Below are 12,496 nucleotides of genomic sequence, written 5' to 3'. Positions count from 1 at the left end.
AATATTTTTTATACGATTAGCCATACGAGGGAAATTAGGTGTTGAAAATATAGATTACAAATAAACTCAGCTCATATCACTAAAAACACCTATCTAGCATCTTTTGGTAACGCTTCAAAGCAGAACAGCCGGATGTTTTTAAACTACACGTATTAGTAGACGATAAACTGTATATGAAAGAACACTTAAATTAACATAACAAACCTATCGCTTATTATTTTCCATTTAAATAATGGTTCTTATTTTTAATATCATTCTATAATTAAAGTGCTCAAATTCTCATGTTGTATTAACTTGAGGTTTAATTTATGAAACTAACTCCTTATTTAACTGCTGTTGTTTCGGTCAGCTGCGCTTTTGGCGCATTCGCAGCCGATGATTCAAAAGCACTTTTAGAAGATGCACTGAGTGCTGCACCACCGACTATTCGCGATAAAGTAACGGTGATGGACTGGAACAATAACGTTCTTCAAAAAGGTTCTAGCCAAGACACTTGCTTCCCAACGCCACCTCAATTGGAAGGCACAGCGCCAATGTGTATGGATGGTCCTTGGATGGAATGGGCAGACGCTTGGATGAACAAAAAACCTTTCCAAGCCAAAGCATTAGGTATTTCTTACATGTTAGCGGGTGATGGCGGTGCCAGTAACACCGACCCATTTGCAGAAGGGATGACGGACGATAATCAATGGATTGTGGAAGGACCACACTTGATGATTATTACGCCAGACCAAGCGTTGCTCGACTCTCTACCAACCGATCCAAGTTATGGTGGCCCATACGTGATGTGGAAAGGCACTCCATACGCACACATTATGATTCCCGTTGGAGCGAGAAAATAAAAAGAAAAAATCCGATATTCAGTATTTTGAATATCGGATTTTTATTTCGTTATCGAGCCAACCAAATTCTCGCCAATATTCCTATCGGCGTTGTGATGCCTGTCGTAATAGAGGTCACTTCACCATTTCTTAAAATATAAATGGTTGGAGTCACGCTAATTTTCCATTCACGCATAATATCGCTTGAAGGATCGTTTATGTTTTCAAAACGATATTCTTTTGCCTGCATAAACTGCGCCACGCGCTCATTCGGTCCCGATGAGCCAGAAACGCCAACTACGGCATAGTCATCACTCAGCCAGCTCACGCTTGGGCTTACAAATTTACAAGCGGGACACCAAGTCGCCCAAAAATAAACAACGACAGGTTGTTCATGACTTTGTGCGATTGCATCGAAGTATTCACCATCGCTCAATACGGAGCTCAATGGTGGTGCCTCCTGTTTGGGAATATCTTTGGTGCGATACCAATCCATCGCGATAGAAATAACGGTGACAATGAGCACCATCTGTACGATTTGAACGAGCCAATATCGGACTGTTCTACGCTGCTTTGTCGAACTCATTGAATGGATCCCCCACTCGCTTGTTTCACCGCGCTTAAAACAACATCATCAGTCAGAATCACAGGTAACGGGATACCTTGTGGCGCCGCCGGGCCATAGACGATATTAAACGGCACACCGTAACGCCCATGAGCTCGTAAAAAGTCCGTTACCGAGCCGTCCGGATGCGTCCAATCCCCTTTTAACGTCGCCACATTAGGGCTTTGCAGCAATGAGTAGACAGGATCTTGCCAGATCACGCCGATCTTGTTCGCTTTACACGTGACACACCAATCCGCAGTCACATCAACAAACACCACTCGCCCATTATTGACGTGCTCTTCAATCGCTGAATTAGAAAGCTTCTGCCACGCTAAGTCCTCAGGAAGCGGTGTCGCCCATTGGTCGGCAGTGACACTACCAAGTAACAGGCCACCAGCTATCAACACTAACGATGCGGTCCCCGATACAGCAAGTGCTTTCTCACCATACACTTTCTTAACTCTTGCCATCATTACTACAAAAGCAACCACAGCGATGAGTGCAATCCATAACATCGGTACATGATTTGCCATTAATGAAAGTAGCCAAACGCTGGTTGCCAACATCATTATGCCAAACACGATCTTAACGACATTCATCCATGGACCGGGCTTTGGTAGTTTTAGCGCGATACTTGGAAACACAGCGACTAAGATCCAAGGCAGTGCCATACCCAATGCTAATGCTGTAAAGGTTGCAAATAACGTTAATACGTCCGCGCCCAAGGCAAAAGCAACGGCAGTGCCTAAAAACGGTGCGGAACAAGGTGTCGCAAGCAAAGTGGCGAACATACCTTGAACGTAGTGACCCACTAGAGAGTTATCACCTTTCGATGCGAGCCATGTATTGGTACCCGATGACAGACGGATTTCAAATAACCCCAACATATTGGCACCGAACAAAGCAGTGACTAGTACCATCAATCCTAGGAACCAAGGGCTTTGGAACTGCACGCCCCAACCGATCGCGTTACCTGTAAGCTTCAACACCAAAATGAATCCAGCTATCAGCCAGAACGAAGTGAGAATCCCCAGAGAAGAAGCGATAAACTGGGTACGAATTTGACGGCGCTCTACACCATGCGCAGCCACAATACTGCTGAGCTTCATCCCCAATACAGGCAGCACACACGGCATGATGTTCAAAATCAAACCGCCTAACAGTGCAAATAAGAAAATACTCGCTAAAGAGGTAGTTGGCAGTGACGATGTAACCGCTCCTGCTTGTGCTTGTGTTACCTCTTCGACCAGCAAGTTATCATCTTTGATAGAAACATATAACGATTGTTCATTAAGCTCTACCTCACCCAGCCAGGTATCAACCGAGTAATTTGCTGTGACGATATCACCTTCTTGCTGAAGTCCATCCAACTTGAAGCTGTAGTCACGAATCGCATCACCAACACCATCCACCAACACTTGAGGATTTTGCCAGCCTTGCGTGTTCTTTAGTTTGATTTGTAATTTGGATTGAGTCGCATCCCAATTTGTTTGCGTGACCTCAACAAAAGGCGAAGATTGAGGAACATTGCTCACCGCTTGGGCGTAACTGAACATCACGTCTTCGTCCACTTTCAGCTCAGAGGGTAAGAACGTCAATTGAATTTGGTAGTCCGTCAGCACACAAATCGTCGTACAGGAAGAAAGCGTGAGCACTGCATCAATCGTGACGGGTTTCGACATATCGTCGATATGCAGCGTCATTGGGAACAAAGTGTCGCCTTTGTAACCGAGAGTCTCAATGCCCAATAACTCGAACTTTTGCGGATATGGCCATTGCCAATCAACCTTGCTCAGGTTTTGCGAGTTTTGCCAATCTATCGATGGCGCGACACCACCCTCGCCCGGCGATCGCCAGTAAGTTTTCCAGTCTCCGGTTAACTTGACATCCAAATAACCTGTAAGTGTTTTGGCTTGCGGATCTTGTTGACCCGTTAGTACAAAGCGCGTTTGCACTGGAGGATGTTGCGGGTTGGTCATCCAACCGGTATCGGTAGTTTGTGCTGAAATATTCAGAGAGAACAAACTCAGCGCCAGCGTCATAAAGAACATAGACGCGAACTGAGTCAGTTTGGTAATTTGATTCATAGTAATTCCTAATAATAAAAACAAATGTGCTAAATCGCTGACTTTATTGGTCAGAAAGCACGTTTTTATTCTTGGAATACACAGAAAGTCAGATGGACTCGATACTTACGGCCTATCGGTTCCGTCCAATGTTGCGCACCAATATAGGCACTGCACAACCAAATTGCCGACACCAAAAGACCGACAAACAGAACAACAATAAATGTATCGAGTTGATGTTGAGAAAATTGAATTAGCTTTTCAGACAATTCGCATTTGCTGGTTTCGTTAGCATCAATCGACTTGACGCTCGACCCCTCATCAGTAAGTGAAACAGCAGGCGATACCGTCTCGTACTTCATAGAGCATGATGATGCAAAACCTGAATTTTGCATCAGACACACGATAACCACCCAGCCAATAATCGCTAGTAGCCATTTCACCCGTTTATGTGGTGTGTAATGTCGTTTAGTCAATAAACTCATAAGAATTCAGATAAAGTAGGAACGAAGAAGATAATACGCGAGTCGTCATAAAGCTCAAGTTGTATCCACAAATAACATTAAGAAGCGTCACTCACTAAGCTCTAATCTAGCTTGCCATAAATATATGCCAACTCTGCGACGGTTTTCGCTGAGAACTTTTTCAATAGGTTGGCGCGGTGTACTTCAACCGTTCGCATTGCAATGCAAAGCTCATCCGCAATTCGAATGTTCCGCTTGCCTGCGATGATCAAACGTAAAATATCTTTTTCTCGGGGAGTGAGCGATTCATACGCCGATTTTGCCGCCGCCATATCAAGGTTTGCAGCCGACTGCACTTGCCCCTGCAAAATGGCTTGTGCCAACTCATCTCCTTTGACTGGCTTTTGGAAAAAATTGACCGCGCCAGCTTGTAATGCATCGACCGCCATCGGGACATCACCATGTCCGGTCAGGTAAATAACGGCCAAGGGACTGTTGGCTTGATTTAAAATTTGATGGACTTGCTGACCACGAAGATTTGGCATTCGACTATCAAGAATGATACACCCCGCTTGCTGAACGTCCACCTCATCGAGGAAAGACTGCCCATCAGCAAAAGTGGTGACATTGAAGTCATGTTCTTCCAACATAAAAGCGAGCGAGTCACGCACCGATTCATCATCGTCGACTACAAAAACAGGTAGCTGCTTTTCACCGCTGCTCATTGAATGCTCCTATGCCTAGTTCAGATTAGTTTTGATATGGAAACACGAGCTCAACCAAACAGCCATGTGGCGCTGTCGAACTGATGAGAAACTCGCCACCATGCATTTCCATTACATCACGACAAATGGCTAACCCCAGCCCGAGCCCCTCTTCTTTGCTACTCACAAACGCTTGAGTTGGATTCTCTTGCTGCAACCCTGTACCGTTGTCCAATACTCGAATGGAAAGTTGATTGACTTGGTAGTCACTATGCAGGGCAATTTTACCTTGATAACCTGACGAGTGATATTTCTCTTGGAACAAAGTACACGCATCAATCGCGTTACTGATCACATTAACTAAAACCTGTTGAACGCCCACAGCGTCGACAACTACCGAACGGACGTTCCCTTCTATACTGGTCACAATCGAAATATTTTGCTTCTGCATTCGAAAATGGAGCAACTCAATCGTGTCATCAATGAGTACTTGAAGATCGCACGACGTTTTGTCGACACTACGCTTGCGGATCAACGTTCTTAAGCGCTGAATAATTGCATCTGCTCGTTCAACTTGCCCCTGTATTTTCTCAAGCACAGGGACAATATCTTCATGAGGGCGTTTTTTGGCCAAGCGAAGTAAACCGCCTTCACTGTAATTGCGAATGGCCGCCAATGGCTGATTGAGTTCATGGGCAAGACTGGTGCCGATTTCACCGACAATCGCGACTCTTTGTGAATGCTCTAACTGTTCACTTTTCTCTTTTAAACGTAACGATGTCTGTTCCAACGCCTGCTTACTCTTGCTAAATCGATACTCAAGCCAAAAGTGGTAAGCGTTCAATACAATCACAAAAATGAACAGCGCCCACGCCCATTCCTGATGACTACGCAGCCAGCGCAATGCTTCTTGCCACCAAGGCTGCTGCAACGGATGGAGGTCTAGCGCCTGATAAAGTTTGTCGATGCTCAGCAAGCTGACGGGTGACGTCCAACCTGACGCGCCTGCCGCAATAATCGCAGGGTGATCTGGCGGCATAGCAAGCAAGACTTGCGCAATCTGTTTGGCGAGCTGAGCTGAGCCACGCTCTGTTTTGGCAAAGGACCAGTTTGGATATAACGGCGTAGAAACAGCGCACGAAGAATGTTCATTTAGCTGTTGATTTAGGACTCGAAAATAACCTTGCTGTAACAGACCTTCATTTTGCATCTGTTCCAATAAACAAGCAGGGACGACAGCGGCTTCCACATTGCCATCACGCAATTGATACAGGTTGGCATCAATAGGAAAGCCGAGGTAACGGACATCAGCAAAGAAATCGTTCGGATTAAGACCCATTTCCACGATTTGATAGCGCAACGTTAAGTAACCACCAAAGGCTTTTTCTGATACAGCCGCAACAGGAAGCCCTGAGACATCTTGCAATATTTGATAGCTTGAATTGGCTCGAACCACCAGCGCCGAACCAATGCCGTAGTTCGAATTTTGCGGCGCTCGACTGGTTAGCGTTGCCATCCACGATAGCGCGTATTGCCTACCCAATCGCACTGCCTGACCAGGGTTAGTTAAGATGAAGTCCATCGTCTGAAACTTCACCGCTTGGCCCATTTCATCCAAGTTAAGGGGATGAAGAACAAAATGCACATCAGAAATTTGCTGATTGAGCCAATCAATGGTCGGTTGCCATCTCTGCTCAGCATAAAGATGACCACGTATCGCTAACACGCCCACTTCGACTTTCTGCTTGGCCTCTGGCTGCACTGCCTTTTGCTCTTGCAGATCTGCTTGTTCAGAAACAGCACCCTGAGCCAAAGATGCCAAGGCAACCAAGCAAAGAATCCAAAGCTGAAGCCACAGTGCTTTTTTCATGATGAGTCGAATCGTTCCGTCAAAAGAGTGCGACAAGAATAACAGCTACCTTCCCTAAACCACATTTGTTTTAGATCAAGTTTGATCTGGGTATGTGGAAATCCACAATATAAGCCTCGCGGTGCATTTCTCACAATGGAATCAGTCAATTCAAATACAACAAAAAAAGCAGGTGAGTTATGGATTCCACCAAACGTCGCTTTCTCAGCGCGGTCACAGCCGGAGCCGCGTTAATTCCAGTCGCAGGCATTGGCACGGCAACTGCGGGAAACATTATTCGAAATAACCAGTCCGCTGACCGAAAAGGACAAGCCGGGAAGCGTTATGCCATGGTGATAGATTTACGAAAGTGCGTCGGCTGCCAGGCTTGCACCGTGGGTTGCAGCATTGAGAACCAAGCGCCTATCGGCCAGTTTCGGACCACCGTAAAGCAATACGAAGTCACACTGGATGACGGTTCGAAAGCCACGCGAGAAGCAAAGGCCTTTATGCTGCCTCGCCTTTGTAACCACTGCGAAAACCCGCCGTGCGTAGCCGTTTGTCCAGTTCAAGCAACCTTTCAGCGAGAAGATGGCATCGTCATGGTGGATAACAGTCGCTGCGTAGCGTGTGCGTATTGTGTACAAGCCTGCCCTTACGATGCGCGTTTTATCAATGAGGACACCCTCACCGCGGACAAATGCACCTTCTGCGCTCACCGCCTAGAACAAGGCCTATTACCTGCCTGCGTAGAAACCTGTATTGGCGGTGCGCGTGTGATTGGTGATTTAAACGACCCAACAAGCGAGATTCGCCGCTTAATCACAGAACACCAGGACGACATCAAAGTACTGAAACCCAATGAAGGAACCAAGCCTCATGTGTTTTATATCGGCATGGATGGGCGCTTCACCAGCCACATCGACGGACAACCTGCTATTTACGACCCACAAGGAGATCGCGCATGAACATCACCGAAGTGTTAGTCCAACCTCAAGCGATGGCATGGCTACCGTGGGCGGTGCAGTATTTCTTCTACATCGGTTCGGCTTATGCGGCCGCTATTTTATTCTTAATCGCCCTATTATTTGAAAAACACACCAGCCACAGACTGCGCGCTGCGCTTGTGCTGACGCTGGCCATCGGCGCCATCGTGGGACCATTAGCGTTAACTGGTGATTTACACCAACCGGGACGAGCATGGCATTTTTACGCACACATCACGCCGTGGTCATGGATGTCTTTAGGGTCACTTTTCTTGCCTGTTTTCTCAGGTTTAGCGGTAGTGACCGCATGGCTGTATCTCCGCGAGGATCTGATCAACTTACGTAATCAGCCAGGGAAAGTACTGCCTCTAATTTCAAAGCTGTCACTGGGTGAATGGGTGCTCTCTCGTAGAGCGATGCTTATGGTGTCTGCCATCACAGTGCTATCCGGCATAACCATTGCAATTTACACAGGCGCTGAAATTACGGTCGTTAAATCACGCTCATTATGGCACCAACCAGCATCGCCGATTCTTTGGTTTGTCACTGCTTTTATGGGCGCAGTCGGCTTCGCTCTGCTGATTTGGATCTTGCTGCCTAGTCAGTCAAAAACGCTGACATCTGGCGATACCAATCTACTAAAGAAATCGGTGGTTACCAGCGGTGTATTGACGCTGATACTGCTACCGATTTGGGCATCTAACAATTCCGCATTTTCACTTTATTCCAGTGAGCAATGGATACAAAACATAGCGCTGCTCACTTTCGTTATTTTGGGCAGCATTACCTTCGCGTTTATGACGATGAGAGACACCAAATCGTCAACAACGTCTCGTATACATCGTGTCATGGGCTCGTTGTGCCTGTCGTTGATCACGTTGGCAAGCGCGTGGCTGATTCGCTGGTTTACCATCATGGAAGTACAAACCATCGCTAAATTTGATGCAGGGCTTTATCCATACCAACTCACTATGGATGGAAATGGTTGGATAGGCATTATCGGCATGCTCGGATTATGGCTTGCACTGGCACTGCTCGGCTCAGAGCTGGTTCAACCAAAACAAAATATCGAAGCAAAAGCCTCATCACTCACCTTAACTGAACGCTAATCAAAGAGGATTTCATCATGGATAACAAACGCCGTCAGTTTTTGAAATCAGGTATTGCAGTGGGTGGGCTTGGCGCATTCGCTGCGGGTTACGCCACCACTACCAAACATATGGTCGAGGGTGCGCTCGAAGGCACCGCAGGAGAAAAAACGCGTGATATTCACCACGGTAACTCGCTTGAACCAGAGTACACGGTCAACAACAAAGGCAACTTAATCCCGAATCCAAATCAGCGCGTCGCTCCATCCATGTGCTTTGGCTGTTGGTCACTGTGCGGGTTGCGTGTGCGCATTGATAACCGTAACGACGAGATTTTGCGTATTACTGGCAACCCATATCACCCATTGTCTCATCAGCAACACATTCCGTTCGAAACTCCAGTCAAAGATGCTTATTTAAGTTTGGCAGGAGAAGCGGGTCTTGAAGGTCGCTCCACCGCCTGTGCTCGTGGCAATGGGATGCTAGAAATTCGCAACAGTCCGTACCGCATTACTCAGCCGCTGAAACGAGTAGGCAAACGCGGCGAGGGGAAATGGATTCCGATCAGCTACGAGCAATTGATAGAAGAAGTCGTAGAAGGCGGAGATTTATTTGGTGAAGGCCATGTTGATGGCTTGCGCGACATTCGCGATTTAACAACGCCCGTTGATCCTGAAAACCCAGAATATGGCCCGAAAGCCAACCAACTGTTAATGACCAACGCCGGTAACGAAGGCCGAGACGACATCTTCAAGCGCTTCGCGTTCAACAGCTATGGTACGCGAAACTTTGGGCACCACGGTTCGTACTGCGGCTACGCATTTCGTGCTGGCAGCGGTGCATTTATGAATGATCTGGATAAATTTGCCCATTTAAAACCAGACTTCGATAATGCCGAATACATCATCTTTATTGGTATGTCACCTGCTCAAGCGGGTAACCCTTTTAAGCGTCAGGCGCGCCAACTCGCCAATGCGCGAACAGAAGGCAGCTTGGAATACACCATCATCACGCCAAGTTTGCCTGCGGGTTCATCAAGCTTGGCGGCAGGTGACAATAACCGCTGGATACCAATCAAACCAGGCACCGACTCTGCCCTCGTGCTTAGCATGATCCAATGGATCATCGAAAACCAACGCTACAACAAAACCTTCTTGGCGCAGCCGGGCGCGAACGCGATGAAACGAGCAGGCACCGCGCACTGGTGTAATGCGACACATCTCGTGATAAGCGATGAGCAGCACCCGAGAAACGGCACGTTTTTACGCGCGTCGGATCTGAACCTGCCATTCGAAGGCGAAGCGTTGTCTGACTCCGATCCGTACGTCATCGTGGATGATCAAAGCGGCGAATTTGGTCTTCATACCCAAGCTGAGGAAGCGGCCCTTTTTGTCGATAAAACGGTTTCGCTTGCATCAGGCGAAGTGCGAGTAAAATCGTCTCTACAAAGGCTCAAAGAAGAGGCGTTTAAATACAGCCTTGCGTTCTACAGCCAACAATGTGACATCCCTGTTGAGCAAATCGCAGAACTAGCGAAACGCTTCACAAGCTATGGCACAAAAGCGGTGGTCGATACCCACGGTGGCAACATGCACACCAATGGGTTCTATAACTCGTTTACCATCATGATGCTCAATGCGTTGATTGGTAACATAAATATGAAAGGCGGCGCTATGGCCAAAGCGGGTGGCTACCCAACTTCCGCTGCGGGTCCTCGTTACGACTTCACCAAATTTGCTGGCAAAGTCGGCCCGAAAGGCGTCTTTCTGTCACGCAGTAAATTCCCATACCACAAAACCAGCGAATACAAACGTCGCGTTGAGGCTGGTGAGTCTCCGTACCCTACTCGCGCACCTTGGTATCCGTTCGCCGCGCCACTGCTAACGGAGCACCTGTCTGCGGCTATTGATGGTTATCCATACCGCGTTAAAGCGTGGATCAACCACATGGCAAACCCAATGTATGGTGTACCCGGTTTGAAAACGCTGCTGGAAGACAAGCTTAAAGATCCAAAGCAGCTCGGTTTGATTGTATCTGTTGATGCGTTCATTAACGAAACCACCGCATTGTCGGATTACATTGTGCCAGACACCGTTACTTACGAAAGCTGGGGTATGGCAACGCCTTGGCACGACGTTCCGGTGAAAACCGTCACCGCTCGCTGGCCGATTGTGGAAGCGCGAACAGAGAAAACCGCCGATGGTCGTTCGATTTGCTTAGAAAACTTTTTGATTGATGTCGCCAAGAAAATGCAACTAGGCGGCTTTGGTGACAACGCGATTCAAGATGCACAAGGAAATTGGCACGCTCTCCATCGCGCCGAAGATTTCTACTTACGCTCTGCGGCAAACTTGGCTTATGTGAAAGGCGGCGTGCCTGAAGTTTCGGCAGAAGACATTGCGTGGTCCGGCCTAGAGCGTTTAATGCCAGCCATGCAGAAGACGCTGACAGCAGATGAGATGAAACGTGTGGCGTTTATTTTTGCTCGCGGTGGACGCTTTGAAAATGCCAGCGAAGCGTATCAAGGTGAGCAGATGAAGCATAAATGGACACGACCAGTTGCGATATGGAATGAACGTGTCGGCAGCGCAAGAAACACCATGACCGGTGATTTCTACACCGGTTGCCCAACATGGCATCCACAAAAGCTGGCCGATGGCACACCAATGGAAGACCAGTTCCCAAGCTCAGAATGGCCATTCAGCCTGACGAACTTTAAATCCAACATTCACAGTGCGGTATCCAACCTATCGCCAAGGTTGAACTCGATCAAAGGCGTAAACCCAGTGTACATCCATCCAATCGATGCCGAGCGCGCAGGCATTAAAACGGGTGATGAGTTTGTTATCGAGACTCCATCTGCAAGCACCATAGCACTTGCGATGATAGTCAGCGGGATTCGCCCCGGCACACTCGGATTTGAACATGGGTTTGGCCATACCGAGCTAGGACAACGCTCACATTGGATTGGCGATAAACAGCAACCTGTAAAAGCGCGCAGCCAAGATGGCGTCAACATTAACGACATTGGCTTAATTGACCCAACCAGAGAAGGCAAAGGCGTGTTGTTGGATTGGGTAGTGGGCGCTGCGGCGCGTCAGTCCCTGCCAGCCAAAATACGCAAGGCGTAGTAGACAACCAAACCTGAAGAGCTGCCATTTAGCAGCTCTTCACATCCTCTAAATATGTGGAAATCCACAATACCTTTCCTTATTGACAAGGCCGACAATATCGTCCCAGTGACTACCAAGTAGCACTTGGACATATTAATAACAATTAAAGTGAGTCAGCATGTCAAAGATTCTTCCAGTGGTGACAGCCTATTTGCTAGCCACCACTATGGGCGCAAGCGCCTCGTCTATTCCGGAAAAAGCCAGCGTGTGTAGTGGTTGTCACGGCCAAGATGGCATGGGACAGCCAAATATCGCCCCGATGATCGCTGGTTTAAACGCAAATTATCTCAACACTCAAATCGAACTATTCCTTAGTGGTGAACGCCAAAACGTAGTCATGCAAGGCATGGCGAAAGAGCTTAGCGATCCTGCCGTTCGTAAAGAAGTCATGGATTACTTTGCTAACCTCCCGAGCTACGAGTTCACTAACCCAGAGCAACGCGGCGACCAAGCCGACATTCGTAACCCGTATCGTAAATTAATCTTCCAAGGTGATTGGGATAGAAACATTCCAGCTTGCGCGACTTGTCATGGAGCCAGCGGAATGGGCGTCGACAAATTCCCTCGCCTCGCAAGCCAACATGCTGATTACTTAAAAACGCAATTGATGGCATGGAAAAACGGCACTCGCAGTGGTGACCCGCTCAATATGATGGGTACTATCGCGAAAAATCTCACTGACGAAGAGATTGAAAACCTTTCCTACTACTTTGCCTCATTACGTTACTAGGAGCAGAC

General features: G+C 47.7%; 10 protein-coding genes. 5 read left to right on the top strand and 5 right to left on the bottom strand.

Annotated elements, in window-relative coordinates; translation table 11 throughout:
• The first annotated feature begins 308 nt into the window (after positions 1-308).
• On the top strand, positions 309-842 hold the full coding sequence (locus NL645_RS13380) for a hypothetical protein (protein WP_253651832.1): 534 nt from the start codon (positions 309-311) through the stop codon (positions 840-842).
• A gap of 49 nt (positions 843-891) precedes the next feature.
• Here the strand turns inward: NL645_RS13380 and NL645_RS13375 are convergent, their stop codons facing one another.
• The 5 genes from NL645_RS13375 to NL645_RS13355 form a co-directional block, all read right to left on the bottom strand.
• The gene (locus NL645_RS13375; RefSeq protein WP_041852915.1) at positions 892-1,407 is read right to left on the bottom strand and encodes a protein disulfide oxidoreductase; all 516 of its coding nucleotides are present in this window, start codon (positions 1,405-1,407) and stop codon (positions 892-894) included.
• Positions 1,404-3,515, bottom strand: a complete 2,112-nt coding sequence (locus NL645_RS13370; RefSeq protein WP_253651831.1) for a protein-disulfide reductase DsbD — start codon at positions 3,513-3,515, stop codon at positions 1,404-1,406. Before NL645_RS13370 ends, NL645_RS13375 begins: the two co-directional genes overlap by 4 nt.
• A gap of 65 nt (positions 3,516-3,580) precedes the next feature.
• Positions 3,581-3,979: a hypothetical protein gene (locus NL645_RS13365; RefSeq protein WP_253651830.1), complete on the bottom strand. Its 399-nt coding sequence runs from the start codon at positions 3,977-3,979 to the stop codon at positions 3,581-3,583.
• A 101-nt stretch (positions 3,980-4,080) separates the two neighbouring features.
• Positions 4,081-4,683, bottom strand: coding sequence for a response regulator transcription factor (locus NL645_RS13360; protein WP_047010025.1), 603 nt, complete (start codon positions 4,681-4,683; stop codon positions 4,081-4,083).
• 25 nt (positions 4,684-4,708) lie between these two features.
• Entirely contained in the window at positions 4,709-6,532 is a 1,824-nt protein-coding gene (locus tag NL645_RS13355; protein WP_225462072.1) for a sensor histidine kinase, read from the bottom strand.
• Positions 6,533-6,711: 179 nt separating this feature from the next.
• Between NL645_RS13355 and dsrO the strand changes: the two genes are divergently transcribed.
• The 4 genes from dsrO (at position 6,712) to NL645_RS13335 (ending at position 12,488) form a co-directional block, all read left to right on the top strand.
• Complete coding sequence (gene dsrO, locus NL645_RS13350) at positions 6,712-7,479, top strand: sulfate reduction electron transfer complex DsrMKJOP subunit DsrO (protein ID WP_225462071.1); 768 nt, start codon at positions 6,712-6,714, stop codon at positions 7,477-7,479.
• Positions 7,476-8,606, top strand: coding sequence for an NrfD/PsrC family molybdoenzyme membrane anchor subunit (nrfD, locus tag NL645_RS13345; RefSeq protein WP_253651829.1), 1,131 nt, complete (start codon positions 7,476-7,478; stop codon positions 8,604-8,606). The genes dsrO and nrfD overlap by 4 nt, the downstream gene beginning before the upstream one ends.
• A gap of 17 nt (positions 8,607-8,623) precedes the next feature.
• Positions 8,624-11,716 carry a tetrathionate reductase subunit A gene (locus NL645_RS13340; RefSeq protein WP_253651828.1) on the top strand — a complete coding sequence of 1,031 codons (3,093 nt, stop codon included), beginning with the start codon at positions 8,624-8,626 and terminating at the stop codon, positions 11,714-11,716.
• A gap of 160 nt (positions 11,717-11,876) precedes the next feature.
• Positions 11,877-12,488 carry a c-type cytochrome gene (locus tag NL645_RS13335; protein WP_012841600.1) on the top strand — a complete coding sequence of 204 codons (612 nt, stop codon included), beginning with the start codon at positions 11,877-11,879 and terminating at the stop codon, positions 12,486-12,488.
• Positions 12,489-12,496: the final 8 nt, after the last annotated feature.

It is taken from the genome of Vibrio sp. Y51_MX_L26 (genome assembly GCF_024181935.1).
Classification (GTDB): Bacteria; Pseudomonadota; Gammaproteobacteria; order Enterobacterales; family Vibrionaceae; genus Vibrio; species Vibrio diabolicus.
This window is presented reverse-complemented; position numbering and strand designations above follow the sequence as displayed.

Coding starts and splice junctions, on each gene's coding strand:
- NL645_RS13380 (WP_253651832.1), top strand. CDS start 309: ATGAAACTAACTCCTTATTTAACTGCTGTTGTTTCGGTCAGCTGCGCT.
- NL645_RS13375 (WP_041852915.1), bottom strand. CDS start 1,407: ATGAGTTCGACAAAGCAGCGTAGAACAGTCCGATATTGGCTCGTTCAA.
- NL645_RS13370 (WP_253651831.1), bottom strand. CDS start 3,515: ATGAATCAAATTACCAAACTGACTCAGTTCGCGTCTATGTTCTTTATG.
- NL645_RS13365 (WP_253651830.1), bottom strand. CDS start 3,979: ATGAGTTTATTGACTAAACGACATTACACACCACATAAACGGGTGAAA.
- NL645_RS13360 (WP_047010025.1), bottom strand. CDS start 4,683: ATGAGCAGCGGTGAAAAGCAGCTACCTGTTTTTGTAGTCGACGATGAT.
- NL645_RS13355 (WP_225462072.1), bottom strand. CDS start 6,532: ATGAAAAAAGCACTGTGGCTTCAGCTTTGGATTCTTTGCTTGGTTGCC.
- dsrO (WP_225462071.1), top strand. CDS start 6,712: ATGGATTCCACCAAACGTCGCTTTCTCAGCGCGGTCACAGCCGGAGCC.
- nrfD (WP_253651829.1), top strand. CDS start 7,476: ATGAACATCACCGAAGTGTTAGTCCAACCTCAAGCGATGGCATGGCTA.
- NL645_RS13340 (WP_253651828.1), top strand. CDS start 8,624: ATGGATAACAAACGCCGTCAGTTTTTGAAATCAGGTATTGCAGTGGGT.
- NL645_RS13335 (WP_012841600.1), top strand. CDS start 11,877: ATGTCAAAGATTCTTCCAGTGGTGACAGCCTATTTGCTAGCCACCACT.